This window comes from Streptomyces cyaneofuscatus (assembly GCF_033109485.1).
Taxonomy (GTDB): Bacteria; Actinomycetota; Actinomycetes; order Streptomycetales; family Streptomycetaceae; genus Streptomyces; species Streptomyces cyaneofuscatus.
This window is the reverse complement of record NZ_CP137002.1, coordinates 3,246,699-3,271,722: the sequence shown is the minus strand read 5'-3', so window position 1 is coordinate 3,271,722 and position 25,024 is coordinate 3,246,699. Positions and strand designations below refer to the sequence as shown.

24 protein-coding genes are annotated in these 25,024 nt (G+C 70.6%); 21 read left to right on the top strand and 3 right to left on the bottom strand.

Features of this window, described 5'->3' with window-relative positions; all coding sequences use genetic code 11:
- Nucleotides 1-374: 374 nt before the first annotated feature.
- From R2B67_RS14065 to R2B67_RS14045, 5 genes are read left to right on the top strand one after another with little or no spacing between them, the layout of a single operon-like run.
- Nucleotides 375-1,244 carry an ABC transporter permease gene (locus R2B67_RS14065; protein ID WP_018510703.1) on the top strand — a complete coding sequence of 290 codons (870 nt, stop codon included), beginning with the start codon at nucleotides 375-377 and terminating at the stop codon, nucleotides 1,242-1,244.
- 54 nt (nucleotides 1,245-1,298) lie between these two features.
- Nucleotides 1,299-2,351, top strand: a complete 1,053-nt coding sequence (locus R2B67_RS14060; protein ID WP_317818217.1) for a taurine ABC transporter substrate-binding protein — start codon at nucleotides 1,299-1,301, stop codon at nucleotides 2,349-2,351.
- Nucleotides 2,335-3,162: an ABC transporter ATP-binding protein gene (locus R2B67_RS14055; protein ID WP_317818216.1), complete on the top strand. Its 828-nt coding sequence runs from the start codon at nucleotides 2,335-2,337 to the stop codon at nucleotides 3,160-3,162. Before R2B67_RS14060 ends, R2B67_RS14055 begins: the two co-directional genes overlap by 17 nt.
- Nucleotides 3,163-3,191: 29 nt before the next feature.
- Nucleotides 3,192-4,118, top strand: a complete 927-nt coding sequence (locus R2B67_RS14050) for a TauD/TfdA dioxygenase family protein (RefSeq protein WP_317818215.1) — start codon at nucleotides 3,192-3,194, stop codon at nucleotides 4,116-4,118.
- 30 nt (nucleotides 4,119-4,148) lie between these two features.
- Complete coding sequence (locus R2B67_RS14045) at nucleotides 4,149-4,841, top strand: demethylmenaquinone methyltransferase (RefSeq protein ID WP_317818214.1); 693 nt, start codon at nucleotides 4,149-4,151, stop codon at nucleotides 4,839-4,841.
- A gap of 13 nt (nucleotides 4,842-4,854) precedes the next feature.
- Here the strand turns inward: R2B67_RS14045 and R2B67_RS14040 are convergent, their stop codons facing one another.
- On the bottom strand, nucleotides 4,855-5,388 hold the full coding sequence (locus R2B67_RS14040) for a GNAT family N-acetyltransferase (protein ID WP_317818212.1): 534 nt from the start codon (nucleotides 5,386-5,388) through the stop codon (nucleotides 4,855-4,857).
- 97 nt (nucleotides 5,389-5,485) lie between these two features.
- Here R2B67_RS14040 and R2B67_RS14035 point away from each other — a divergent pair, with 97 nt between their 5' ends.
- Nucleotides 5,486-6,769, top strand: a complete 1,284-nt coding sequence (locus R2B67_RS14035) for a geranylgeranyl reductase family protein (RefSeq protein WP_317818211.1) — start codon at nucleotides 5,486-5,488, stop codon at nucleotides 6,767-6,769.
- Nucleotides 6,770-6,995: 226 nt separating this feature from the next.
- Here the strand turns inward: R2B67_RS14035 and R2B67_RS14030 are convergent, their stop codons facing one another.
- Nucleotides 6,996-7,586, bottom strand: a complete 591-nt coding sequence (locus R2B67_RS14030) for a CGNR zinc finger domain-containing protein (protein ID WP_237329541.1) — start codon at nucleotides 7,584-7,586, stop codon at nucleotides 6,996-6,998.
- 142 nt (nucleotides 7,587-7,728) lie between these two features.
- On the opposite strand from R2B67_RS14030, the gene R2B67_RS14025 reads away from it, so the two are divergent.
- The 3 genes from R2B67_RS14025 to R2B67_RS14015 all read left to right on the top strand — a co-directional run bounded on the left by R2B67_RS14025 (nucleotide 7,729) and on the right by R2B67_RS14015 (nucleotide 10,319).
- Nucleotides 7,729-8,466, top strand: coding sequence for a metallophosphoesterase (locus R2B67_RS14025; protein WP_317818210.1), 738 nt, complete (start codon nucleotides 7,729-7,731; stop codon nucleotides 8,464-8,466).
- 239 nt (nucleotides 8,467-8,705) lie between these two features.
- Nucleotides 8,706-8,933 carry a hypothetical protein gene (locus R2B67_RS14020; protein ID WP_237327398.1) on the top strand — a complete coding sequence of 76 codons (228 nt, stop codon included), beginning with the start codon at nucleotides 8,706-8,708 and terminating at the stop codon, nucleotides 8,931-8,933.
- A 354-nt stretch (nucleotides 8,934-9,287) separates the two neighbouring features.
- Nucleotides 9,288-10,319 carry an MFS transporter gene (locus R2B67_RS14015; RefSeq protein WP_317818209.1) on the top strand — a complete coding sequence of 344 codons (1,032 nt, stop codon included), beginning with the start codon at nucleotides 9,288-9,290 and terminating at the stop codon, nucleotides 10,317-10,319.
- Between the two features lie 100 nt (nucleotides 10,320-10,419).
- Here R2B67_RS14015 and R2B67_RS14010 read toward each other — a convergent pair whose 3' ends face one another.
- Entirely contained in the window at nucleotides 10,420-11,280 is an 861-nt protein-coding gene (locus tag R2B67_RS14010) for a C40 family peptidase (protein ID WP_317818207.1), read from the bottom strand.
- Nucleotides 11,281-12,064: 784 nt separating this feature from the next.
- Here R2B67_RS14010 and R2B67_RS14005 point away from each other — a divergent pair.
- The 12 genes from R2B67_RS14005 to nuoL are packed head-to-tail and all read left to right on the top strand — an operon-like array spanning nucleotide 12,065 to nucleotide 25,020.
- A complete protein-coding gene (locus R2B67_RS14005) occupies nucleotides 12,065-12,424 on the top strand; it encodes an NADH-quinone oxidoreductase subunit A (RefSeq protein WP_018490714.1) in 360 nt (119 codons plus the stop codon).
- A gap of 17 nt (nucleotides 12,425-12,441) precedes the next feature.
- Nucleotides 12,442-12,996, top strand: coding sequence for a NuoB/complex I 20 kDa subunit family protein (locus R2B67_RS14000; RefSeq protein ID WP_018490715.1), 555 nt, complete (start codon nucleotides 12,442-12,444; stop codon nucleotides 12,994-12,996).
- Entirely contained in the window at nucleotides 12,993-13,718 is a 726-nt protein-coding gene (locus tag R2B67_RS13995) for an NADH-quinone oxidoreductase subunit C (RefSeq protein ID WP_109979109.1), read from the top strand. Before R2B67_RS14000 ends, R2B67_RS13995 begins: the two co-directional genes overlap by 4 nt.
- Nucleotides 13,718-15,094 (top strand): NADH-quinone oxidoreductase subunit D, encoded by a 1,377-nt coding sequence (locus R2B67_RS13990; protein WP_317818205.1) that lies wholly within the window; start codon nucleotides 13,718-13,720, stop codon nucleotides 15,092-15,094. The genes R2B67_RS13995 and R2B67_RS13990 overlap by 1 nt, the downstream gene beginning before the upstream one ends.
- A gap of 26 nt (nucleotides 15,095-15,120) precedes the next feature.
- Complete coding sequence (gene nuoE / locus R2B67_RS13985) at nucleotides 15,121-15,990, top strand: NADH-quinone oxidoreductase subunit NuoE (protein WP_018510688.1); 870 nt, start codon at nucleotides 15,121-15,123, stop codon at nucleotides 15,988-15,990.
- Entirely contained in the window at nucleotides 15,987-17,369 is a 1,383-nt protein-coding gene (gene nuoF / locus R2B67_RS13980; protein WP_317818204.1) for an NADH-quinone oxidoreductase subunit NuoF, read from the top strand. Before nuoE ends, nuoF begins: the two co-directional genes overlap by 4 nt.
- Nucleotides 17,366-19,876 (top strand): NADH-quinone oxidoreductase subunit G, encoded by a 2,511-nt coding sequence (locus R2B67_RS13975; protein ID WP_317818202.1) that lies wholly within the window; start codon nucleotides 17,366-17,368, stop codon nucleotides 19,874-19,876. Before nuoF ends, R2B67_RS13975 begins: the two co-directional genes overlap by 4 nt.
- Complete coding sequence (nuoH, locus tag R2B67_RS13970; RefSeq protein WP_237327404.1) at nucleotides 19,876-21,276, top strand: NADH-quinone oxidoreductase subunit NuoH; 1,401 nt, start codon at nucleotides 19,876-19,878, stop codon at nucleotides 21,274-21,276. Before R2B67_RS13975 ends, nuoH begins: the two co-directional genes overlap by 1 nt.
- A complete protein-coding gene (gene nuoI, locus R2B67_RS13965) occupies nucleotides 21,269-21,949 on the top strand; it encodes an NADH-quinone oxidoreductase subunit NuoI (RefSeq protein ID WP_317818199.1) in 681 nt (226 codons plus the stop codon). Before nuoH ends, nuoI begins: the two co-directional genes overlap by 8 nt.
- On the top strand, nucleotides 21,946-22,815 hold the full coding sequence (locus tag R2B67_RS13960) for an NADH-quinone oxidoreductase subunit J (protein WP_317818198.1): 870 nt from the start codon (nucleotides 21,946-21,948) through the stop codon (nucleotides 22,813-22,815). The genes nuoI and R2B67_RS13960 overlap by 4 nt, the downstream gene beginning before the upstream one ends.
- Entirely contained in the window at nucleotides 22,812-23,111 is a 300-nt protein-coding gene (nuoK, locus tag R2B67_RS13955; protein ID WP_018510682.1) for an NADH-quinone oxidoreductase subunit NuoK, read from the top strand. Before R2B67_RS13960 ends, nuoK begins: the two co-directional genes overlap by 4 nt.
- Nucleotides 23,112-23,124: 13 nt before the next feature.
- A complete protein-coding gene (nuoL, locus tag R2B67_RS13950; protein ID WP_317818195.1) occupies nucleotides 23,125-25,020 on the top strand; it encodes an NADH-quinone oxidoreductase subunit L in 1,896 nt (631 codons plus the stop codon).
- The last annotated feature ends 4 nt before the right edge of the window (nucleotides 25,021-25,024 follow it).

The following is a 25,024-nucleotide window of genomic DNA, read 5'->3' as shown; positions in this document are numbered from 1 at the left end:
TTGAAGGCGGAAGGTGATCAGTTGCGGAGACCGGACGGCGGGACGGAACGTCTCATTCCTCGGTACGAATCTGGTGTCCCGTGGAGCGCCTGTGCTAGAACAACTGCCGTGACAGTCGATCGTTTTCTGGTGGAGTGCCTCCACATCGATCTCTGCCGCGTGTCCAGCGCTTCCTGTTGTTGAAGCCCTGCCGCGGCATCCTCAGTGATGCCCTGACACGTTGACGCGCTGACGTCTTCGCGCCCGCTCTTTCCGTGTGCACACCCGCCGGACGGCTTTCGGCGGGCCCACCCTCCTTGCCTCCCGGCGGTCGTCCGCTCCCGGCTTGTCATCAAGCCCGGTGGCCTGCCCTGCCCTTGTCCCCGGAGCCCTCCATGACCACGCCCACTTCCGTACGGAAACGGGCCGCCGACGCCGCCGCCCCTGCCCCCGGGCCTACGGGCCGCCGGCCGGAGCGCGGTGCGCGCTGGCGCCGCGTCGGGCTCCGCCTCGTCGCGCTCGCCGCCCTCCTCGCGCTCTGGCAGCTGGTGATCGTGCTCCAGCTCTGGTCACCGGTGCTGGTCCCCTCGCCCGCCGCCGTATGGCGTGCGCTGCTGGAGACCTCCGGCACGCACGACGGGGTGCGCGGCTACCAGGGCCACACCCTGATCGAGCACCTCGGCATCAGCCTGCGCCGCATCTTCATCGGGGCCGGTGCGGGCGTCGTCGCGGGACTCGTCGTCGGCGTCCTCATGGGGACGCTGCCGTGGGTACGGGTGGTGCTGGAGCCCGCCGTGGCCTTCCTGCGCACCCTCCCGCCACTCGCCTACTTCAGCCTGCTGATCATCTGGTTCGGCATCGACGAGGCGCCCAAGCTCTGGCTGCTCGCCATCGCCGCCATGCCGCCGGTCGCCGTGGCCACCGCCTCCGCCGTGGCGTCCGCGCCGACCGCCCTGGTCGAGGCGGCCCGGGCGATCGGGGCCAAGCGCGGGCAGGTCGTGACCTCGGTGGTCCTGCCGTCCGCGCTGCCGGAGATCCTCGTCGGCGTCCGCCTCGCCTTCGGCATCGCGTACTCCTCGGTGGTCGCCGCCGAGACGGTCAACGGGCTGCCGGGCATCGGCGGCCTGATCCGGGACGCCCAGCGCTACAACCAGTCGGACACCGTCGTCCTCGGCCTCTTCGCCATCGGCATCTCCGGCCTGCTCATCGACGCCGGGCTGCGGGTCCTGTCGGACCGGCTCGCCCCGTGGCGACGCCACGCGTAGACCGCCCCTCCACCACTCCCTGTTCGCATCCACCTCCGTACGAAGGAAACACACATGGCCGGAACACGCGGTTGGCTCCGCCTCTCCTCGATCGCCGCCGCTCTCGGAGCCCTGCTGGTGGTGACGGCCTGCGGTGAGGGCGGTTCCGGCGACGGGGGCAAGGACGGCGACAAGACGATACGCATCGCCTACCAGGCCTTTCCCAGCGGCGACCTGATCGTCAAGGAGAAGGGCTGGCTGGAGAAGGCGCTCCCCGGATACAAGGTCAAGTGGACCAAGTTCGACTCGGGCGCCAGCATCAACACCGCTTTCGTGGCCGGTTCCGTGGACCTCGCGGCCATCGGCTCCAGCCCGGTCGCCCGGGGTCTCTCCGAGCCGCTGAACATCCCGTACCAGGTCACCTGGGTGCTGGACGTGGCCGGGGAGAACGAGGCGCTGGTCGCCCGTAACGGCTCCAAGGTCTCCTCCGTGAAGGACCTGGAGGGCAAGAAGGTCGCCACCCCGTTCAGCTCCACCTCGCACTACAGCCTGCTCGCCGCCCTCGACCAGGCCGGGGTGGACGCCTCGAAGGTGCAGCTCCTCGACCTGGAGCCGCAGGACATTTTGGCCGCCTGGACTCGCGGCGACATCGACGCCACGTACGTCTGGCTGCCGACCCTGGAGGAGCTGAAGAAGACCGGCAAGGTCCTCGTCTCCAGCCGCGAACTCGCCGCCGCGGGCAAGCCCACCCTCGACCTCGGGGTCGCCTCCACCAGCTTCCTCAAGGCCCACCCCGACGTGCTGCCCGCCTGGCGCAAGGCGCAGGCCCAGGCGCTCGACCTGATCCACGACGACCCCGACGCGGCCTCCGCAGCCGTCGGCAAGCAGCTCGGGATCAGCCCGGCCGAGGCCGGCGCCCAGATCAAGCAGGGCATCTTCCTCAAGCCGGCCGAACAGGCCGACGCCAAGTGGCTCGGGACCCCCGGCAAGGTCGGCGGTCTCGCGGACAACCTGCACAGCGCGGCGCAGTTCCTCGTCGACCAGAAGCAGATCGACTCCGCGCCCGACCTCGACAAGCTGCGGAAGTCCATCTACGTGGAGGGGCTCACCGATGCCGTCTCTCCCTGACACGGACACCGCGAAGGTTCCTCAGCAGCGCGACTCCGGCCCCGTCGTCTCCGTACGCGACGTCGAGCACACCTACGGAGGGCGAGGCCGGGGCACGGACAGCGTGACGGCTCTCGGGCCGGTCTCCCTGGAGATCCCGGCCGGGGAGTTCCTGGTCCTCGTCGGCCCCTCCGGCTGCGGCAAGAGCACCCTGCTCCGCCTTATCGCGGGCTTCGAGCGGGCCTCGTCCGGCGAGGTCGAGGTGTTCGGCGAGCGCCCCGAGCCCGGCAACCAGGCGGGCATCGTCTTCCAGCAGCCCCGCCTCTTCCCGTGGCGCACGGTCGGCGACAACGTCGGCCTGGCGCTGAAGTACGCGGGCGTGCCCCGGCCCGAACGGGCCGAGCGGACCGCCGAGTTGCTCGAGCGCGTCGGCCTCGCGGACACCGCGGGCCGCCGCATCTGGCAGATCTCCGGCGGCCAGCAGCAGCGGGTGGCCATCGCCCGCGCCCTGGCGGGCGGCAAGCGGCTGCTGCTGCTCGACGAACCGTTCGCCGCGCTCGACGCGCTGACCCGGGAGCGGCTCCAGGAGGACCTGCGCACGGTCTCCGCCGAGACGGGGACCACGTCGGTCTTCGTCACCCACAGCGTGGACGAGGCGGTCTTCCTCGGCACCCGCACGGTCGTGCTCAGCGCCCGGCCGGGCCGGGTCGCCCTGGACATCCCGATCGGCCTGCCGCGCACCGGCACCGGCCCCGACGAGCTGCGCGGGCTGCCGGAGTACGCCGCGCTGCGCGCCGAGATCGGTACGGCGGTACGCGACGCGGCCCGCTGACGTCACGCCCCTTCCGGAGGAGGAGAACCATGACCACCACCACGACCGCCCCTGCCCTGCGCGACCACCGCATCCCCGCCGACGGGCTGTACGAGGGCCCGCGCGTGCTGCGCCGGGTCCCGGAGGGGTGGACGGACCGGCCGTACGAGCTCTTCGAGCTGGTGCCGCGCGGCCGGGTGATCGGCGCCGAGATCCACGGCGTCGACCTGTCCCGCCCGCTCGGCCCTGAGCTGAGGGGAGAGCTGGACCGGGCGCTGCTGGAGTGGAAGGTGCTGTTCTTCCGGGAGCAGCACCTCACCTCACTCCAGCAGCGTGCCTTCGCCGGGCACTGGGGCGAGCTGGAGACCAACCCGCTGCTCGCGACGGGCGACGACCCGGAGGTGGCCCGCCTGGACCGCTCGGCCGTCCCCACCTTCGAGAACGTCTGGCACGCCGACGTCACCTTCCGCGAGCGCCCGGCGCTCGGCGCGGTCCTCCAGCTGCGCGAGGTACCGCCGGTGGGCGGGGACACGATGTGGGCGGACATGGCGGCGGCGTACGACAACCTGCCCGAGGAGGTGAAGGAGCGCATCGAGGGGGCGCGGGCGGTGCACGACTTCATCCCCGGGTTCTCGCGCTTCTACCCGCCGGAGCGGCTGGCTCCGCACCAGGACCGGTTCCCGCCGGTCGAGCACCCGGTGGTGCGGCGCCACCCGGTCACCGGCCGCCGGACGATCTTCGTGAACGCTTCCTTCACCACCCGGATCGTGGGCTTCGCGCAGGAGGAGAGCGACCGCCTCCTGCGCCTGCTGTTCCAGCAGGCGCACGCGCCGGAGTTCCAGGTGCGGTACAGCTGGCGGGCGGGCGATGTCGCGTTCTGGGACAACCGGGCCACCCAGCACTACGCGGTCAACGACTACGCCCCGCACCGCCGGGTCGCCGAGCGGGTCGCGATCGCGGGGGACCGCCCCCACTGATCCGTACGGGCGGGCTGCTTGAATGGAAGGGTGACCCGAGCCTCCCTGGACAAGCAGCCGCACGAAGTCGCCTCGATGTTCGACGGTGTGGCGGCCAACTACGACCTGACCAACGACGTGATCTCGCTGGGCCAGGCCCGGCAGTGGCGCAAGGCGGTCGCGGCGGCGGTCGACGCCCGCCCCGCGCAGAAGATCCTCGACCTGGCGGCGGGCACCGCGACCTCCTCGCAGCCCTTCGCCCAGGCCGGTGCCGACGTCGTGCCGTGCGACTTCTCGCTGGGCATGCTGGAGGTCGGCAAGCGGCGCCACCCGTGGATGCCGTTCACGGCGGGCGACGGGATGAAGCTGCCGTTCAAGGACGAGGTCTTCGACGCCGTCACGATCTCCTTCGGGCTGCGCAACATCCAGGACACCGAGACCGCGCTGCGCGAGCTGTACCGGGTGACGAAGCCGGGCGGCAAGGTCGTGATCTGCGAGTTCTCGCAGCCGACCTGGGCCCCGTTCCGCACGGTGTACACCGAGTACCTGATGCGCGCGCTGCCGCCCACCGCGCGGGCCGTCTCCTCCAACCCGGACGCGTACGTCTATCTCGCCGAGTCCATCCGCGCCTGGCCCGACCAGCCCGGCCTCGCCGCACTCCTTCAGAAGGCGGGCTGGTCGAAGGTGGCGTGGCGCAACCTCACCGGCGGCGTGGTGGCCCTGCACCGGGCCACCCGCGCCTGATCCATCCGGACCGCTACAGCTCCAGCCGGTAGCAGCGCGCCTCCTGTCCGGGGCGCGGGGTGGTGAAGGTCTCCGCGAGCCGCATCCCGAGCCGTTCCGCCACCGCGATGGACCGGCCGTTACGGGAGTCGATCATCGCGACGACGTCCGGCACCCCGGCCGCCCGCAGCCGCTCCAGCGTGGTGCGGGCGGCGGCGGTGGCGTACCCGTGCCCCCAGGCGGAGCGCCCCAGCCGCCAGCCGATCTCGATGGCGCCGACCGGCCCGTAGTGGCTGTGCGGCCACGGCTGCGCCCCGGTGAAGCCGAGCACGGTGCCGTCCTCGTCGGTGACGGTCCACAGGCAGTAGCCGAGCTCCGCGTCATGGCGGCGCTGACGGGCGGTGAGTTCCTCGTACACGGAGAAGTCCGCTCTCCGGCCGCCGAAGAACTCCATGACCTCGGGGTCGTCGAAGATCCGGTGCCAGAACAGCGCGTCCTCGTCGGTCGGTACGCGCAGGCGTACGGCGGGCGCCGGAGCGGTGGGCGGCGGAACAGGTGCTATCGACATGAGGGAGCCCTTCGGAGGGTTGTTCTGCAGGCCCCCATAGACTGCACGGGACATGTGCCGCGCGGCACGCGAATTCGAGTCTTCGGGAGATCCGACCGTGACCGAGCCCCTCTCCGAGCACAGCGCGGACGTCATCGTCGTCGGAGCGGGCCCAGCCGGCTCCACGACCGCGTACTACCTCGCCAAGGCCGGACTCGACGTCCTGCTGCTGGAAAAGACGGCGTTCCCCCGCGAGAAGGTCTGCGGCGACGGCCTCACGCCGCGCGCCACGAAACAGCTCGTCTCCATGGGGATCGACATCTCCGAGGAGGCAGGCTGGCTCCGCAACAAGGGCCTGCGCATCATCGGCGGCGGCGTCCGGCTCCAGCTGGACTGGCCGGATCTCGCCTCCTACCCGGACTACGGACTGGTCCGTAAACGCGACGACTTCGACGAACAGCTGGCCCGCCAGGCGCAGAAGGCGGGCGCCCGCCTCTACGAGCGCTGCAACGTCGGCGCCCCGATCCGCGACGAGCGCACCGGCCGCATCACCGGCGTCGAGGCGAGGGTCGGCGAGGAGAAGACCCCGATCACCTTCCACGCCCCGCTCGTCGTCGCCGCCGACGGCAACTCCACCCGGCTCTCCCTCGCGATGGGGCTGCACCGCCGCGAGGACCGCCCGATGGGCGTCGCCGTGCGTACGTACTTCACCTCGCCCCGCCACGACGACGACTACCTGGAGTCCTGGCTGGAGCTGTGGGACCGCCGGGGCGCCGAGGACCGGCTGCTGCCCGGGTACGGCTGGATCTTCGGCATGGGCGACGGCACCTCCAACGTGGGCCTCGGCATCCTCAACTCCTCCTCCGCCTTCAAGGAGCTGGACTGGCGCGAGGTGCTCAAGGCCTGGTGCGCCTCCATGCCCGAGGAGTGGGGCTACACCCCGGAGAACATGACGATCCCCATCCGGGGCGCCGCCCTCCCCATGGCCTTCAACCGCCAGCCGCACTACACCAAGGGCCTCCTGCTCGTCGGCGACGCGGGCGGCATGGTCAACCCGTTCAACGGCGAAGGCATCGCGTACGCCATGGAGTCGGGCCAGATCGCCGCCGACGTCATCGTCCAGGCCCACGCCCGCGCCACCCCCGCCCAGCGCGAACTGGCCCTGAACAACTACCCGAAGGTGCTCAAGGAGACCTACGGCGGCTACTACACGATGGGCCGGGCCTTCGTGAAGCTGATCGGCAACCCGAAGGTCATGAAGGTCGCCACCCAGCGCGGCCTGACCCACCCGCTGCTGATGAAGTTCACCCTCAAGATGCTGGCCAACCTGACCGACCCGCAGGGCGGCGACGCGATGGACCGCATCATCAACGGGCTGTCGAAGGTGGCCCCGAAGGCCTGACGGACGCCATGGCCGGTGCGGTCGGTCGGGCGGCTGCGTTCCGCCCACCGCACCGCCGGTCCCATGGCGGCCCCCGCGCCGAGGAACGGCGCCCCGAGCACCAGCCACCCCGGCGGCCCCCAGGTGACGATCAGGGTCGTCAGCACCAGCGGCCCCGGCATCCTGGCCACCGGCACCCCCGCAGGAAGGCCGCCACGCAGACCGCCGTGGCGAGTGACGGCGTACGTCACCGAGGCGCGGGCCCCTCGCCCGTCGCCGTGCCCCGCGTGCGCTCGTAGTGGCGGGCCACCCGGGCCCGGTTGCCGCAGGACGGCCTGCACCACTCCTGGCGGCCGTGGCTCTTGATGAAGTACCGGACGCAGCGCGGCGCGTGGCAGGCCCGCAGCTGCTCGCGCTCCGGCCCGCTCAGGAAGTCCACGGCATCGCGCGCCAGCGCCGCGACCAGCCGTACGCGCGGATCGTCCTCGGCCGACAACAGCCGCGCCGCGGGGGCCCCTTCGGCGGGCCACTCCAGCTGCGGGGCGACGAGCTCCCGGGCGGCGGCCGCGTTGAGGCGGGCCAGGGCCTCGTCGGCCGGCATCAGACGGTGGGCGTCCGCCGGGCTGGGCGGGGCCGGGCTGACCACCCGCGCGAACAAGGCCCGCACGGACCTTCGTACGCCGACGATCCGGTCCCGGAGCTCCTCGTCGGCGACGATCCCCCCGGCGCCCGGCAGCCCGGTCTGCTGCTGGATCCACCGCGTCGTCCCCCGGACCGTCTCCAGGTCGTCGGCGACGCCACCGTCCCCGTCGTGGTGGATGGTGCTCGCCAGCTCCATGACGGGCCGCTGTGCCACCGCCTCGCCCCCCTTCGCCGCCCCCGACCGGTCGTCGACGGCCCCTTGAACTCTGTCCGCTTCCCACTTTAGAGTCCTAACGGCAAAGTTCATGGATGACATTAGGCACGGGGGGTGGTCCGACATGTTGCTCGCTCAGATCAGCGATCTGCACCTGGACGGCAGTGAACGCGCGACGCGCAGGGCGACCCGCGTCATGGAGTACCTGCGGGCCCTGCCCCGCCCGGTCGACGCCCTGCTGGTCACCGGGGACATCGCCGACCACGCGACGGAGGCGGAGTACGAGGAGGCGGCCCGCATCCTGACCGCCCCCTTCCCCGTCCTGGCCTGCCCCGGCAACCACGACGCCCGCCCCGCCTACCGCAAGGCGTTCCTCGGCGAGCCCCCGGCCGCCACGCCCGTCAACCGGGTCCACCACATCGCCGGAACCGCGATCCTCATGTGCGACTCCACCATCCCCGGCCGCGACGAGGGCCGCCTCGACGCCGAGACCCTCGCCTGGATCGACTCCACCCTCGGCGCTCTCCCGGACGGCGTCCCCGCGCTGATCGCCTTCCACCAGCCGCCCGTCGAGCTCCACCACCCGCTGCCCGACGCCGGGCGGCTGGAGGAGCCGGAGCGCCTCGCCGCCCTCCTGGACGCCCACCCGCGGGTCGTCGCTGTCCTCACCGGCCACGCCCACACGGCCGCTGCCTCCACCTTCGCCGGCCGCCCGCTCATCGTCGGGCCCGCCGTGACGTGGACCCTGCGCATGCCCTGGGAGGGGGACCGGCCGGCCGACCGCGACCAGCCCCCGGGGATCGCGTTCCACGTCCTGGGCGAGGACCGGCGCCTGACGACGCACTTCCGCGTGGTGCTCTGAGCCCCGGCCCGGCCCGCGCCGGGACTTAATCCCCGGCCCTCCGCATGATCGTGTGCGATGATTTGCGCGCCACCCCCGGTAACCGGCAGCCCCGGACCGGCTGGTGCCCGCCCTCGCCCCGAGCGGCGGCACGCGGCGCGTACGACGCTCTTCCCCGCCCCACGCACACATCGAACGCAGATCAACGGGGTACGGGGGACAAGCCGATACAGCGCTGCTCGACCCAAGGACAGACAGCCATGACGACCGCCTACCTGCCCCGGAAGTCCGCACGCCCGGAACCGGGCGCCAAGGCCATCACCCCGCCCCAGCACCACGGCCTCTTCCTGGAGCCCCACTTCGCCGCGGGCCTGACCTCCCCCGACGAGGACGACGAGGAGCTGGACGCCGCGTACGACGCGCTGCCCGCGCCCACCACCTCCGCGCGGGAGCCGGAGCGGGCCAACCGCCGCCAGCGCCGCCGCTGACCGTTGACGGTCCGGTAGCCTCGCCCCATGCAGAGCCCCGAGTCCGACAGACTCCGCCCACCGGTGCGCCGGTGGGCGAACTGCCGCTGAGCGTCGCCGGATGACCCCACGGGTCACCGGCCGCCCTCGCCACGGCACCGCCCCCGCCGGATCACCGCGGGGACGGGCCGTTCCCACCCCGCGTACGCGCTGAAGCACCGCCGTACGCCGGGTTCGTGCCCCAGGCCGGAGAGAGACCGGTCCGGGCACTCCCCCGCGTCACCCCGCCGGCCCTCCGGCGGCCCCGCGCGGCCCGCATCCCCCGCACCTCGGTTCGTCTGTCCACCGACGGTTCCGTCCAAGGGGTCTGCACCCATGCCATTCGCTGTCTACGTCCTCGGGCTCGCGGTCTTCGCCCAGGGCACCTCCGAGTTCATGCTCTCCGGGCTCGTCTCGTCCATCGCCGCCGACCTCGGCGTCTCCCTCGCCGCCGCCGGCCTCCTCACCTCCGCCTTCGCCGTGGGCATGGTCCTCGGCGCGCCCCTCATGGCGCTGGCCGGCCGCACCTGGCCCCGGCGGCGGGCCCTGCTGTTCTTCCTCGCGGTGTTCGTCGCCGTCCACATCGCGGGTGCGCTGACCCCGAGTTACGGGGTCCTCCTCGCCACCCGCTTCGTCGGGGCCCTCGCCAACGCGGGCTTCTGGGCGGTCGCGCTGGTCTCGCTGCCGGCGTTCGCCGCGATCCTGCGGTCCCTTCCGGGCGGCGTACGGGGTGACGGGGAAGCCGCCCCCGTACGGAATGAACTCCGCGTACGGGACGAACTCCGCGTCCTCACCGGCCCGCGCCTCCGCCCCACCCTGCTCACGATGGCCCTGGTCCAGGGCGCCACCTTCTGCGCGTTCTCCTACCTGGAACCGCTCCTCACCCGCGAGTCGGGTCTCTCCTCGGCTTGGGTGCCCGCCGCGCTCGCGCTCTTCGGGGCGGGGGCGTTCCTCGGCGTCACCGTGGCGGGGCGGTACGCGGACCGCCGGGCCACGGCCCTCGTCGCGTACGGCATGGTCGCCCTGGCCCTCGGCTGGAGCGCCCTGGCCCTGACGGCGGGCCGCCCGGTCGCCGTGCTCGTCCTGATCCCGCTGCTGGGCCTGCTCGCCTTCGGTACGGGCACGGCCCTGATCACCCGGCTCCTCGGGCAGGCCGCCGGAGCCCCGACGCTCGCCGGGGCCTCCGCCACGGCCGCGTTCAACCTGGGGGCGGCGGTGGGCCCGTGGGCGGGCGGCCTGGCCCTCGACGCGGGGCTCGGCCACCGGGCGCCGGTCTGGGTGAGCGCGGCGCTGATGGGGCTGGCCCTGGTCGTCACGGGGGCGCGGCGGGCGGCCGTCGCGGTGTCCGGCGTGCGGGTGACGGAATGACACCCACGTGGTGCAACCACGGCTGAGGGCCGCCACTCCCGAGCGGGGGAGCGGCGGCCCTCAGCCGTGCGCGGTCCGGTGTCCCCGGACCGCTTGTGAATCAGAGAACGCGGACCGCGCCGGAGGGCCGGTCGTAGTCCATGGAGCGCTGCACCGTGCCGGTGCTGGAGTTCTGCGCGCCGACGAACTGGCCGTCGCCCACGTAGATCGCGACGTGGTACGCGCTGCCCGCGCCGCCCCAGTACAGGATGTCGCCGGGCTGGAGGTTGTCCAGGGAGACCTGGGTGCCGGCGGTCGACTGCGACTGCGAGACGCGCGGGAGGTCGATGCCCACCGTGCGGTACGCGGCCTGCACCAGGCCCGAGCAGTCCCACGCGTTGGGGCCGGTGCCGCCGGAGATGTACGCGTCGCCGACCTGGGCCTTGGCGAACGCGACGATGGCCGCGGCGGAGCCCGTGGCGTTCGACGAGGAGGACGGGGCGGACGAGGAGGCGGACGCGGAGGCCGAGTTGTCCGAGGAGGAGCTGGAGGGGGCGCTGAGCGTCGTGCGCTCGGCGGTACGGGAGGCGCGCTCGGCACGCTCCTCGGCCTCCGCCTCGGCCCGGGCCTTGGCGGCGGCTTCGGCCTTCTTCTCGGCCTCGGCCTTGCGGACGGCCTCGGCCTTGGCCTTCTTGGCCTTCTTCGCGGCGCTCTCGGCCGCGGCGTCCTCGCGGGCCTGCGTCTCCAGGTCCAGGGCGACCTGCTGCGTGGCCTGTGCCGAGGCGGCGACGGCGGTGGAGAGCCCGGAGGTGATGGTGGGCATCTCGATCGTCTGGGTCACCGGTTCGGCCTGGGCCGGACCCGCGGCACCCGCGACCGCGATGGTGCTGAGGACGCCACCGGCAACTCCAGCTCGCAGCGCCGACTTCGAGGCGCGCTGGCGGGGCTTCCGGTGGCTGGGTATGTGAGCGGTGTGGGACATGGGTACTAGCGCTATCAGGGCTGTAGGGGTCCCATCAAGAAACGTGTGTTGCGACACAGTTACGTTCGGAATCTGTGAATCCGCTTTCCGTGCGCCTTTATTGACGCCGTAACGGGCAAAACGGGCATGCGTGATCAGGGCCGTGATCACTGCCTTTCGGTAATACGCCCGAATTGCCCGCCGCTTACCATCCGTTCACACCGATGGCCAAGCCCGGTTTTCCCGCACGGCGGGCCGAGTGGCGCAGGTCACAGTGTGGGGTTCCGGTGACAGGCAACCCTCGCGCACGCGACCGAGGTCCGCTCCGCTCCGACGGCCGGAGGTGGCCGGAGGCGGCCGGGCGGTCGCCCGCGTGCGGTCCCGGGAAGTTCGTGAACGCGTGCACGCACCCTCTTCGGTCCACGCCGGCCCTCGTGCGGGTGAGGGGCGGGCGTCGCCCTTATCACCCGGTGGCCGTCCATCGCCAATTTGCTTGTAGTGGCTGTCCATTGATAGCGCCACACGTCTTTGACCAGCGGTAACACCGCTGAATGTCACGTCTCGTGATCACTTCGCCGCTTCGCGTACGAAGATCACCGCTCATACGACTTCATGATCCTTCGTCAGGTGGTGGAGATCACAAAGACGGTGACGTACCCCGTGTCGCAGATCACAGGGCGACGGGCATAGGATGCGGGGCAGTCGGGCTTGTGAACTGCCTCACATGTGCACGATCTTGGTGAGGTGGCGAGCCGGTCGCCCGATGCGGTCCAACGGTCAAGGACGACTGGAAGGAGCGAGGAGCGTGAATGCCTACGCGCCCATCCTCGTGCTCGGCGCCCTGGGGGCAGGGTTTGCGATCTTCTCCGTGGTCATGGCCACGCTTATCGGCCCCAGGCGGTACAACCGGGCAAAGCTCGAAGCGTACGAGTGCGGTATCGAACCCACGCCGACACCGGCCGGAGGCGGCCGCTTTCCCATCAAGTACTACCTGACGGCGATGCTTTTCATCGTCTTCGACATCGAGATCGTCTTCCTCTATCCCTGGGCGGTCTCCTTCGACGCCCTGGGGATCTTCGGGCTCGTGGAGATGCTGCTCTTCGTGCTCACCGTCTTCGTCGCCTATGCGTATGTCTGGCGTCGCGGCGGCCTGGAATGGGACTGAGGGGCTGAGGGGCACACATGGGACTCGAAGAGAAGCTGCCTAGCGGCTTTGTGCTGACCACGGTCGAACAGGCCGCCGGCTGGGTGCGGAAGTCCTCCGTCTTCCCGGCCACGTTCGGCCTCGCCTGCTGCGCCATCGAGATGATGACGACCGGTGCGGGCCGCTACGACCTGGCCCGGTTCGGGATGGAGGTCTTCCGCGGATCGCCGCGCCAGGCGGACCTGATGATCGTCGCGGGACGGGTGAGCCAGAAGATGGCGCCCGTCCTGCGGCAGGTCTACGACCAGATGCCGAACCCCAAGTGGGTCATCTCCATGGGGGTTTGCGCATCATCGGGCGGAATGTTCAACAATTACGCCATTGTGCAGGGTGTTGATCACATTGTCCCGGTCGATATCTATTTGCCGGGATGCCCACCGCGTCCCGAGATGCTGCTGGACGCCATCCTGAAGCTCCACCAGAAGATCCAGGACGGCAAGCTCGGGGTCAACGCGGAGGAAGCCGCCCGCGAGGCGGAGGAAGCGGCCCTCAAGGCGCTGCCCCTGATCGAGATGAAGGGGCTCCTGCGGTGAGCGACCACACCCACGGCGAGGGGCAGAACGGCAACTCCGTACCCGCCCCGCGCGACACCGGCGGCGAGGTCATCCGCGTACGCAAGGGGATGTTCGGTGCCAACAACGGCGGCGACACCTCCGGCTACGGCGGCCTCATCCGCACCATCACCCTGCCGGGGGCCTCCTCCCGGCCGTACGGCGGGTGGTTCGACGAGGTGGCCGACGAGCTCGAAGGGGCCCTGGAGGAGCAGGACCTGCTCCCCGAGAACGCCATCGAGCGCACCGTCGTCGACCGCGACGAGCTCACCTTCCACATCGCCCGCGAGCACCTGGTCCAGGTCGCCCGCACCCTGCGCGACGACCCCGCCCTGCGCTTCGAGCTCTGTACGGGCGTCAGTGGCGTCCACTTCCTCGGGGACAAGGGACGCGAGCTGCACGCCGTCTACCACCTGCGGTCCCTCACCCACGGCCGGATCATCCGGCTGGAGGTCTCCGCCCCGGACAGCGACCCGCACATCCCGTCCCTCGTCGAGGTCTATCCGACCAACGACTGGCACGAGCGCGAGGCGTACGACTTCTTCGGGCTCATCTTCGACGGGCACCCGGCCCTGACCCGGATCATGATGCCGGACGACTGGCAGGGCTTCCCGCAGCGCAAGGACTACCCGCTCGGCGGCATCGCCGTCGAGTACAAGGGCGCCCAGATCCCGGCTCCGGACCAGCGGAGGTCGTACTCCTGATGACCACTCCCCACGCCCACCCGTCTCCCGGCCACCGCCCCTCATCGAGTCCCTCCGGGACGCCCCTCTCGGATGCCCGTGCCACGACCGAGGGGACTGTATATACAGTCACCGGCGGCGACTGGGACGAGGTCGTCGAATCCGCCGCCAAGTCCGACGACGAACGCATCATCGTCAACATGGGTCCCCAGCACCCGTCCACGCACGGCGTGCTGCGGCTGATCCTGGAGATCGACGGCGAGACCGTCACCGAGGCCCGCTGCGGCATCGGCTACCTCCACACCGGGATCGAGAAGAACCTCGAATTCCGCAACTGGACCCAGGGCACCACCTTCGTCACGCGCATGGACTACCTGACGCCGTTCTTCAACGAGACGGCGTACTGCCTGGGGGTCGAGAAGCTCCTCGGCATCGAGGACCAGATCCCCGACCGGGCCACGGTCCTGCGCGTGCTCCTGATGGAGCTCAACCGGATCTCCTCGCACCTGGTCTGCATCGCCACCGGCGGTATGGAGCTGGGCGCGACCACGATCATGATCTACGGCTTCCGCGACCGTGAACTGGTCCTCGACCTCTTCGAGCTGATCACCGGCCTGAGGATGAACCACGCGTTCGTCCGCCCCGGCGGCCTCGCCCAGGACCTGCCCCCGGGCGCGGTCGACGCGCTGCGCGAGTTCATCAAGACCATGAAGAAGAACCTGCCGGAGTACGACAAGCTCGCCACCGGCAACCCCATCTTCAAGGCCCGCATGAAGGACGTCGGCTACCTCGACCTCACCGGCTGCATGGCGCTCGGCGCCACCGGCCCGGTCCTGCGCTCCGCCGGGCTCCCGCACGACCTGCGCAAGAGCGACCCCTACTGCGGCTACGAGACCTACGACTTCGAGGTGCCGACCACCGACACCTGCGACTCCTACGGGCGCTTCCTGATCCGCATGGACGAGATGCGCGAGTCGCTCCGGATCATCGAACAGTGCCTGGAGCGCCTGGAGCCGGGCCCGGTCATGGTCGCGGACAAGAAGATCGCCTGGCCCGCCCAGCTCGCCCTCGGCGCGGACGGACTCGGCAACTCGCTCGACCACATCAGGAACATCATGGGCACCTCCATGGAAGCCCTGATCCACCACTTCAAGCTGGTGACCGAAGGCTTCCGGGTCCCCGCCGGGCAGACGTACACCGCCGTCGAGTCCCCCAAGGGCGAACTCGGCGTCCACGTCGTCTCCGACGGCGGCACCCGCCCCTACCGGGTCCACTTCCGCGACCCGTCCTTCACCAATCTGCAAGCCATGGCGGCGATGTGCGAGGGCGGCCAGGTCGCCGACGTGATCGTCGCCGTCGCGTCCATCGACCCCGTGATGGGAGGCGTCGACCGGTGACCGCAAACCAAGAGGTCAGTCTGGGGATGCCGCAGCTCCCCGCCCCCGCCTACCCGGCCGACGTGCGCGCCCGGCTCGACGCGGACGCGAAGGAGGTGATCGCCCGCTACCCGGGAAGCCGCTCCGCCCTGCTGCCGCTGCTCCACCTCGTCCAGTCCGAGGAGGGGTACGTCTCCCGTACGGGGATGGCCTTCTGCGCCGAGACCCTCGACCTCACCACCGCCGAGGTCACGGCCGTCGCCACCTTCTACTCCATGTACCGCCGCAAGCCCAGTGGTGATTACCAGGTAGGGGTCTGCACCAACACCCTGTGCGCGGTCATGGGCGGCGACGCCATCTTCGACACGCTCAAGGAGCACCTCGGCGTCGGCAACAACGAGACGACCGACGACGGCAAGGTCACCCTCGAACACATCGAGTGCAACGCCGCCTGCGACTTCGCGCCCGTGGTGATGGTGAACTGGGAGTTCTTCGACAACCAGACGCCCGAGAGCGCCACGCAGCTCGTCGACGACCTGATCGCCGGGCGGACCGTCGAGCCCACCCGGGGCGCCCCGCTCTGCTCCTACAAGGAGACCGCCCGCATCCTGGCCGGCTTCCCCGACGAGCGCCCCGGCGCCGTCGAGGCCACCGGCGGCGCGGGCCCCGCCTCCCTGATCGGGCTCAAGCTCGCCAAGGGCGAGGCCCTGCCGAAGGCCCGGGTCGTCGCCCCGCGCGACGGACAGCCGGGGGGCGGGCAGCGCGAGGACGCGCCGTCGCACGACGCGCAGCCGCACGACGCACAGGTCCACGATCCGTCGCCGACCGAGCGCCTCAGCTCGCACGACGCACCGCAGCAGACCTCGGCCTCCGACCCGGAGCACCCGGCCGGGCCCACCGCCGAGGAGGGGGAGTGATGACCTTGGCCGCCGAGATCGACCACAACGGGACGAGCCCCGAGAAGCTGCTCGCCCCCGTCCTCTCCTCCTTCTGGGACCAGCCCGAGTCCTGGACCCTGGAGACCTACCGCCGCCACGACGGGTACGAGGGGCTGCGCAAGGCGCTCGCCATGTCGCCCGACGACCTCATCGCGTACGTCAAGGACTCCGGTCTGCGCGGACGCGGTGGCGCCGGCTTCCCCACCGGGATGAAGTGGCAGTTCATCCCGCAGGGCGATGGAAAACCGCACTATCTAGTTGTCAACGCCGACGAATCGGAGCCGGGGACCTGCAAGGACATCCCGCTCCTCTTCGCGAACCCGCATAGCCTCATCGAGGGCATCGTGATCGCCTGTTACGCGATCCGTTCGTCGCACGCGTTCATCTATCTGCGCGGTGAGGTCGTCCCCGTGCTGCGACGACTGCACGAGGCCGTACGAGAGGCGTACGAGGCGGGTTATCTGGGGACGAACATCCTGGGTTCAGGACTCGATCTGGAACTCACGGTGCACGCAGGTGCCGGCGCGTACATCTGTGGTGAGGAAACCGCGCTGCTCGACTCTCTCGAAGGACGGCGTGGCCAGCCCCGGCTGCGACCCCCTTTCCCCGCGGTCGCCGGTCTGTACGCCTGCCCCACTGTGGTGAACAACGTCGAGTCCATCGCCTCGGTTCCCGCGATCCTGAACAAGGGCAAGGACTGGTTCAAGTCGATGGGCAGCGAGAAGTCCCCGGGCTTCACGCTCTACTCGCTCAGCGGCCATGTCACCAGCCCCGGCCAGTACGAGGCCCCGCTCGGCATCACGCTCCGTCAGCTCCTCGACATGAGCGGCGGGATGCGGGCCGGTCACCGGCTCAAGTTCTGGACCCCGGGCGGCTCCTCCACCCCGATGTTCACCGACGAGCACCTCGACGTCCCCCTCGACTACGAGGGCGTCGGCGCCGCCGGGTCCATGCTCGGCACCAAGGCGCTCCAGTGCTTCGACGAGACGACCTGCGTGGTGCGGGCGGTCACCCGCTGGACCGAGTTCTACGCCCACGAGTCCTGCGGCAAGTGCACGCCCTGCCGCGAAGGGACGTACTGGCTGGTCCAGTTGCTCCGTGACATCGAGGCGGGCAAGGGCGAGATGGCCGACCTGGACAAGCTGAACGACATCGCCGACAACATCAACGGCAAGTCGTTCTGCGCGCTCGGCGACGGCGCCGCCTCACCGATCTTCTCCTCGCTCAAGTACTTCCGCGAGGAGTACGAACAGCACATCACGGGCAAGGGCTGCCCCTTCGATCCCGCGAAATCCACGGCCTGGGCCGACGACAAGAACGCTGACGGCAAGAACGCTCACCGGGGGGTGAACGCATGACAGTCACCACGAGTGCGCCCTCCGGGGGCGGCGAGGCGGCCATCCCGCCCGAGGACCTGGTCACGCTGACCATCGACGGCATCGAGATCAGCGTCCCCAAGGGGACCCTGGTCATCCGGGCCGCCGAACTCCTCGGCATCGAGATCCCGCGCTTCTGCGACCACCCGCTCCTCGACCCGGCCGGCGCCTGCCGCCAGTGCATCGTCGAGGTCGAGGGCCAGCGCAAGCCGATGGCCTCCTGCACCATCACCTGCACCGACGGCATGGTCGTCAAGTCGCAGATCACCTCTCCTGTCGCCGAGAAGGCGCAGAAGGGCGTGATGGAGCTGCTGCTGATCAACCACCCGCTGGACTGCCCGGTCTGCGACAAGGGCGGCGAGTGCCCGCTGCAGAACCAGGCGATGTCGCACGGCGGCGCCGACTCCCGCTTCGACGGCAAGAAGCGGACCTTCGAGAAGCCCGTCCCGATCTCCACCCAGGTGCTGCTGGACCGTGAGCGGTGCGTGCTCTGCGCGCGCTGCACCCGGTTCTCCAACCAGGTGGCGGGCGACCCGATGATCGAGCTGATCGAGCGCGGCGCCCTCCAGCAGGTCGGCACCGGTGAGGGCGACCCCTTCGAGTCGTACTTCTCCGGCAACACCATCCAGATCTGCCCGGTCGGCGCGCTGACCTCGGCGGCGTACCGCTTCCGCTCCCGCCCCTTCGACCTGGTCTCCACCCCCTCGGTGTGCGAGCAGTGTTCCGGCGGCTGCGGGATGCGCACCGACCACCGGCGCGGCAAGGTCATGCGGCGCCTCGCGGCCAACGAGCCCGAGGTCAACGAGGAGTGGATCTGCGACAAGGGGAGGTTCGGCTTCCGCTACGCCCAGCAGCGCGACCGGCTCACCACCCCGCTGGTCCGCAACGCCGATGGTGTCCTGGAGCCGGCGAGCTGGCCCGAGGCGCTGGAAGCCGCGGCGGCCGGTCTCCTCGCCGCCCGGGGGCGCGCGGGCGTCCTGACCGGCGGCCGGCTGACCGTCGAGGACTCCTACGCGTACAGCAAGTTCGCCCGGGTCGCCCTCGACACCAACGACATCGACTTCCGCTCCCGGGTCCACAGCGCCGAGGAGGCCGACTTCCTGGCCGCCCGCGTCGCCGGACGCGGCCGGGACCTGGACGGCGAAGGGGTCACGTACACCGCGCTGGAGAAGGCCCCCGCGGTCCTGCTCGTCGGGTTCGAGTCCGAGGAGGAGGCCCCGGGCGTCTTCCTCCGGCTCCGCAAGGCCCATCGCAAGAGCGGCCAGAAGACCTTCGCCCTCGCCTCGCACGCCACGCGCGGCCTGGTGAAGGCGGGCGGCACGCTGCTGCCCGCCGCCCCCGGCACCGAGACCGAGTGGCTGGACGCGCTCGCGGGCGGGGTCGGCCTGGAGGCCGAAGGGGCCGCCGCCGCCGAGGCGTTGCGCGGTGAGCACTCCCTGATCATCGTCGGGGAGCGGCTCGCGGGGGTGCCCGGCGCACTCTCCGCCGCGATTCGTACGGCTGCCGCGACCGGCGCACGCCTGGTGTGGATTCCGCGCCGGGCGGGCGACCGGGGCGCGGTCGAGACGGGCGCGCTCCCCACCCTGCTGCCCGGCGGCCGCCCGGCCACCGACCCGCGGGCCCGGGACGAGGTGGCCGCCGTCTGGCGCGTCGCCGAACTGCCCTCCCGCCACGGCCGCGACACCGGCCAGATCATCGAGGCCGCGGCCACCGGTGAACTGGGCGCGCTGCTCGTCGCCGGGGTCGGTGTGGAGGACCTGCCGGACCCGGCGCGGGCGCTGAAGGCGCTGGACGAGGTCGGGTTCCTGGTCTCGCTGGAGCTGCGGCCGAGTGAGGTCACCGCCCGGGCTGACGTGGTCTTCCCGGTCGCCGCCGTCGCGGAGAAGTCCGGCACCTTCCTCAACTGGGAGGGCCGGGCCCGGATGTTCCAGGCCGCGCTGAAGCCGGAGCAGATGCCCCGTACGCTCTCGCCGGTCGACTCCCGTGTCCTGCACATGCTGGCCGACGCCATGGACGTGCACTTCGCGCTGCCGGACCTGACCGCCGCCCGCCGCGAGCTGGACCGGCTCGGCGGCTGGGAGGGCGGCCACGCGGACGACCCGCGCGAGCCGGCGCAGCCGCTGCCCCGGCCCGGCGACGGCGAGGCGGTCCTCGCGGGCCACCGGATGCTGCTCGACCTCGGCCGGCTCCAGGAGGGCGACACCGCGCTCGCCGGAACCCGGCACGCCGCGCTCGCCCGGCTCTCCGCCACCACGGCGGCCGAGACCGGCGTCAAGGACGGCGACCTGCTCGCCGTCACCGGCCCCGTCGGCACCGTCGAACTGCCCCTCCAGGTCACCGCCATGCCGGACCGCGTGGTCTGGGTGCCGCTGAACTCGGTGGGACGCGGCATCCCCGCCGACACCGGCGCCAACCCCGGTGGCCTGGTCCGGATCGGCCCCGCCGCCGCACCGGGCGCCCCCGTAGAACCGTCGGAGGTACGAGCGTGATGGGCCTCACCGCACTCACCACGGCACCCCAGGGTGCCGTCATCGCCGCCGAGGATCTCTCGATGTTCGGCACCGACCCCTGGTGGCTGGTGCTGGTCAAGGCGGTCTTCTGCTTCGCGTTCCTGATGCTGATCGTGCTCTTCTCCATCGTGTGGGAGCGCAAGGTCGTCGCCTGGATGCAGCTGCGCATCGGCCCCAACCGGCACGGCCCCTGGGGACTGCTCCAATCGCTCGCCGACGGCGTCAAACTGATGCTGAAGGAAGACGTCATCGTCAAGCGCGCGGACAAGGCGGTCTATGTCCTCGCGCCGATCCTCGCGGCGATCCCCGCCTTCATGGCGGTCGCGGTCATCCCCTTCGGACCCGCGGGCAACGAGGTCTCGATCTTCGGCACCCGTACGACGATGCAGCTCACCGACCTGCCGATCGCCGCGCTCTACATCCTCGCCGTCGGCGCGGTCGGGGTGTACGGGTTCGTGCTCGGCGGCTGGTCCTCGGGCTCCACGTACCCGCTGCTCGGCGGGATCCGCTCGTGCGCCCAGATGATCAGTTACGAGATCGCCATGGGTGCCGCGTTCGCCTCGGTCTTCCTCTACTCCGGCTCGATGTCCACCTCCACCATCGTGGAGGCACAGGGCGACCGGTGGTACATCATCCTGCTGCCGATGTCCTTCCTCATCTACATGGTGACGATGGTCGGGGAGGCCAGCCGGGCCCCGTTCGACATGCCGGAGTCCGAGGGCGACCTGGTCGGCGGCTTCAACACCGAGTACAGCTCCATCAAGTTCGCGATGTTCATGCTCGCCGAGTACATCCACATGGTGACCGTGTCGATGATCGCGGTGACGCTGTTCCTCGGCGGCTGGCGGGCCCCGTACCCGATCTCCGCGTTCTGGGAGGGGGCGAACCACGGCTGGTGGCCGATGCTCTGGTTCTTCCTGAAGCTCCAGGCGCTGATCTTCTTCTTCATCTGGCTGCGCGGCACGCTGCCACGCGTTCGCTACGACCAGCTGATGAAGCTCGGCTGGAAGGTCCTGATCCCGGTCTCGGTGGGCTGGCTGATGCTCGTCGCCACCGTCCGCGCGCTGCGGAACGAGGGCTACGACTTCTCCCGGATCGTGCTGTACGTCGGCGGGGCGGTACTCGCCATCCTGCTGATCTCCCTGGTCGTGGACATGTTCCGCGACCGCAGGGTCAGGGCCCAGGAGGCGGAGGCCGGACCGGAGCCCGCGTTCGACCCGATGGCGGGCGGATTCCCGGTGCCACCGCTGCCCGGACAGAGCCTGCCGCCGGTGCCCAGGCGCGTACCGAGGCGCGAGCGGGAGCTCGTTGTCAGTGGTGGGCCCGATACTCAGAGTGACGGAAACGCGAGTGACGGAAAGGAGGCCGGCGGTGTCTGAGAAACCAGAGCTCACGGGCTCATCGGGATCCGCTGGGTCCTCGGGCGAATCGGGAGCGGCGGCGGAGAAGTTCCAGAACCCCGTGGCCGGCTTCGGCGTGACCTTCAAGGCCATGTTCAAGAAGCGGCTCACCGAGCAGTATCCGGAGACGCCGAAGGTGACGGCGCCCCGCTTCCACGGCCGCCACCAGCTCAACCGCCACCCGGACGGCCTGGAGAAGTGCGTCGGCTGCGAGCTGTGCGCCTGGGCGTGTCCGGCGGACGCCATCTACGTGGAGGGCGCGGACAACACCGAGGAGGAGCGCTACTCCCCGGGCGAGCGCTACGGCCGCGTCTACCAGATCAACTACGCGCGCTGCATCCTCTGCGGACTCTGCATCGAGGCCTGCCCCACCCGGGCGCTGACGATGACGAACGAGTTCGAGCTCGCCAACACCACCCGCGAGAGCCTCATCTACACCAAGGACGAGCTGCTCGCGGGGCTGGAGGAAGGCATGGTCGACAGCCCGCACGCGATCTTCCCGGGCATGGACGAACAGGACTACTACCGGGGCCTGGTCACCGAGGCCGCTCCGGGTACGGTGCCGCAGCCGGCGCTCTCCAAGGGCGAGCCGAAGCCCGACGAGTCCGCGGAATCCGCCGGCGCACAGCAGGGCGGGGGGGCGGGCGCATGAACGCGATCGCCGCGGCCGCCACCACCTCGACCGGTGAGGCCGTCCAGTTCTGGATCCTGGGGACCGTCGCCGTGATCGGCGCCTTCTCCACGATCCTGCTGAAGAAGTCGGTGCACAGTGCCCTGGCGCTGGCCGGGACCATGGTCGTCCTGGCCGTCTTCTACCTCGCCAACGGCGCCTATTTCCTCGGCATCGTCCAGATCATCGTCTACACCGGCGCGATCATGATGCTGTTCCTCTTCGTCGTGATGCTCGTCGGCGTCACCGCGGCGGACTCCCTCAAGGAGACCCTCAAGGGGCAGCGCTGGCTGGCCGTCGGCTGCGGGCTGGGCTTCGGCATCCTGCTGATCGGGGGCATCGGCAACGCGTCGCTGTCCTCCTTCAACGGGCTCGGCGCCGCCAACGCCCTGCACGGCGGCAACGTCGAGGGCCTGGCCAACCTCATCTTCACGAAGTACGTCTTCGCCTTCGAGATCACCGGCGCCCTGCTGATCACCGCGACCGTCGGGGCGATGGTGCTCACGCACCGCGAGCGCACCGAACGGGCCAAGACCCAGCGGGAGATGTCCGAGCAGCGGGTCCGCGAGGGCAAGCACCTCCCGCCGCTGCCCGCCCCCGGTGTCTACGCCCGGCACAACGCGGTGGACATCGCCGGTCTGCTGCCGGACGGCACCCCGTCCGACCTGACCGTCATGAAGACGCTGCGCGACCGGGGCCAGATCCGCGATGTCTCCCAGGAGGCCCTCGCCGATCTCAAGGCGCTGGAGCAGCGCTCCGGCGAGCGGCTCGGACGTGAGGACGCGGACGCCGTGGCGCGCGGGGCCAACCCCGCATCCGCGGCGGAGAATTCGGAGGCCGCCAAGTGAACCCGGTCAACTATCTCTACCTCGCGGCCCTGCTGTTCGCGATCGGCGCCTCCGGGGTGCTGATCCGGCGGAACGTGATCGTGCTGTTCATGTGCGTCGAGCTGATGCTCAACGCGTGCAACCTGGCGCTCGTCACGTTCTCCCGGATGCACGGAAACCTCGACGGACAGATCGTCGCGTTCTTCGTGATGGTCGTCGCCGCCGCGGAAGTCGTCGTCGGGCTCGCGATCATCGTGTCGTTGTTCCGCTCCCGCCACTCGGCCTCGGTCGACGACGCCAGCCTGATGAAGCTGTAAGGGGACCGGAATCGTGGAGAACCTGATCGCGCTGCTCGTCGCGGCGCCCCTGCTCGGAGCGGCGGTCCTGCTCTGCGGCGGCCGACGGCTGGACAAGGCCGGGCACTGGCTCGGCACCGTCCTCGCCGCCGCCTCGTTCGTCATCGGCGTCGTCCTCTTCGCCGACATGCTGGGGAAGGGCGCCGAGGACCGGGCCCTGCACCAGCACCTGTTCAGCTGGATTCCGGTGGAAGGCTTCCAGGCCGACATCGCCTTCCAGCTCGACCAGCTGTCGATGACGTTCGTCCTGCTCATCACCGGTGTGGGCACGCTGATCCACATCTACTCCATCGGCTACATGGAGCACGACGAGCGCAGGCGCCGCTTCTTCGGCTATCTCAACCTGTTCCTCGCGGCGATGCTGATCCTGGTCATCGCCGACAACTACCTGCTGCTGTACGTCGGGTGGGAGGGCGTCGGTCTGGCGTCGTACCTGCTCATCGGCTTCTGGCAGCACAAGCCCAGCGCGGCCACCGCCGCGAAGAAGGCGTTCCTGGTCAACCGCGTCGGTGACGTGGGTCTTTCGATCGCCATCATGCTGATGTTCACCACCTTCGGCTCCTTCGCCTTCGGGCCGGTGCTGGAGGCGACCGGTGAGACGAGCGAGGGCAAGCTGACGGCGATCGGCCTGATGCTGCTGCTCGCCGCGTGCGGCAAGTCGGCCCAGGTGCCGCTCCAGTCCTGGCTCGGTGACGCGATGGAGGGCCCGACCCCGGTCTCCGCCCTCATCCACGCCGCGACCATGGTCACCGCCGGTGTCTATCTGATCGTCCGCTCCGGCGCCATCTTCAACGGTGCTCCGGACGCCCAGCTGGTCGTCGCCATCGTCGGCGCGGTGACGCTGATCTTCGGTGCCATCGTCGGTTGCGCCAAGGACGACATCAAGAAGGCGCTCGCGGGCTCCACGATGTCGCAGATCGGCTACATGATCCTCGCCGCGGGCCTCGGCCCGATCGGCTACATCTTCGCGATCATGCACCTGGTGACGCACGGCTTCTTCAAGGCCGGGCTCTTCCTCGGGGCCGGTTCGGTGATGCACGGCATGAACGACGAGGTCGACATGCGCAAGTACGGCGGCCTGCGGAAGTACATGCCAGTCACCTTCATCACCTTCGGCCTCGGCTATCTCGCCATCATCGGCTTCCCGGGCCTGTCCGGCTTCTTCTCCAAGGACAAGATCATCGAGGCGGCCTTCGCCAAGGGCGGCACCGAGGGCTGGATCCTCGGCTCCGTCGCCCTGCTGGGCGCCGCGATCACCGCGTTCTACATGACGCGCGTGATGCTGATGACCTTCTTCGGCGAGAAGCGCTGGCAGCCCGACGCGGAGGGCCGTGAGCCGCACCCGCACGAGTCCCCGAAGTCCATGACGATCCCGATGATCGTGCTGGCCGTCGGATCGGTCTTCGCCGGTGGCTTCTTCGCCATCGGTGACCGCTTCGTCAACTGGCTGGAGCCGGTCACCGGTTACGACCACGGGCACTCCCCGCTGAGCGTGGCCACCGTCACCGGAGCCACCGTGGTGGCCCTGGTCATCGGCGTCGCGATCGCCTGGGGGATGTACGGGCGCAAGCCGGTGCCGGCCGTGGCCCCGCGCGGCTCGCTGCTCACCCGGGCGGCCCGCCGCGACCTGCTCCAGGACGACTTCAACCACGTGGTCCTGGTCCGCGGCGGCGAGCACCTCACCCGCTCGCTCGTCTACGTCGACCACTCCCTGGTCGACGGCGTCGTCAACGGCACTGCCGCCTCGGTCGGCGGGCTCTCCGGCCGGCTGCGCAAGCTGCAGAACGGCTACGCCCGCTCCTACGCGGTCTCGATGTTCGGCGGTGCGGCGGTCGTCATCGCCGCGACCCTGCTGATGAGGGCGGTCTGATCAC

Excerpts from the sequence above, each read along its gene's own strand:
- R2B67_RS14050 (WP_317818215.1), top strand. The coding sequence starts at position 3,192 with ATGACCACCACCACGACCGCCCCTGCCCTGCGCGACCACCGCATCCCC.
- R2B67_RS14015 (WP_317818209.1), top strand. The coding sequence starts at position 9,288 with ATGCCATTCGCTGTCTACGTCCTCGGGCTCGCGGTCTTCGCCCAGGGC.
- nuoH (WP_237327404.1), top strand. The coding sequence starts at position 19,876 with ATGGGCCTCACCGCACTCACCACGGCACCCCAGGGTGCCGTCATCGCC.
- R2B67_RS14020 (WP_237327398.1), top strand. The coding sequence starts at position 8,706 with ATGACGACCGCCTACCTGCCCCGGAAGTCCGCACGCCCGGAACCGGGC.
- R2B67_RS14030 (WP_237329541.1), bottom strand. The coding sequence starts at position 7,586 with ATGGAGCTGGCGAGCACCATCCACCACGACGGGGACGGTGGCGTCGCC.
- R2B67_RS14040 (WP_317818212.1), bottom strand. The coding sequence starts at position 5,388 with ATGTCGATAGCACCTGTTCCGCCGCCCACCGCTCCGGCGCCCGCCGTA.
- R2B67_RS13990 (WP_317818205.1), top strand. The coding sequence starts at position 13,718 with ATGACCACTCCCCACGCCCACCCGTCTCCCGGCCACCGCCCCTCATCG.
- R2B67_RS14055 (WP_317818216.1), top strand. The coding sequence starts at position 2,335 with ATGCCGTCTCTCCCTGACACGGACACCGCGAAGGTTCCTCAGCAGCGC.
- R2B67_RS14025 (WP_317818210.1), top strand. The coding sequence starts at position 7,729 with ATGTTGCTCGCTCAGATCAGCGATCTGCACCTGGACGGCAGTGAACGC.
- R2B67_RS14010 (WP_317818207.1), bottom strand. The coding sequence starts at position 11,280 with ATGTCCCACACCGCTCACATACCCAGCCACCGGAAGCCCCGCCAGCGC.
- R2B67_RS13975 (WP_317818202.1), top strand. The coding sequence starts at position 17,366 with ATGACAGTCACCACGAGTGCGCCCTCCGGGGGCGGCGAGGCGGCCATC.
- nuoE (WP_018510688.1), top strand. The coding sequence starts at position 15,121 with ATGCCGCAGCTCCCCGCCCCCGCCTACCCGGCCGACGTGCGCGCCCGG.
- R2B67_RS14065 (WP_018510703.1), top strand. The coding sequence starts at position 375 with ATGACCACGCCCACTTCCGTACGGAAACGGGCCGCCGACGCCGCCGCC.
- R2B67_RS13960 (WP_317818198.1), top strand. The coding sequence starts at position 21,946 with ATGAACGCGATCGCCGCGGCCGCCACCACCTCGACCGGTGAGGCCGTC.
- R2B67_RS14000 (WP_018490715.1), top strand. The coding sequence starts at position 12,442 with ATGGGACTCGAAGAGAAGCTGCCTAGCGGCTTTGTGCTGACCACGGTC.
- R2B67_RS14060 (WP_317818217.1), top strand. The coding sequence starts at position 1,299 with ATGGCCGGAACACGCGGTTGGCTCCGCCTCTCCTCGATCGCCGCCGCT.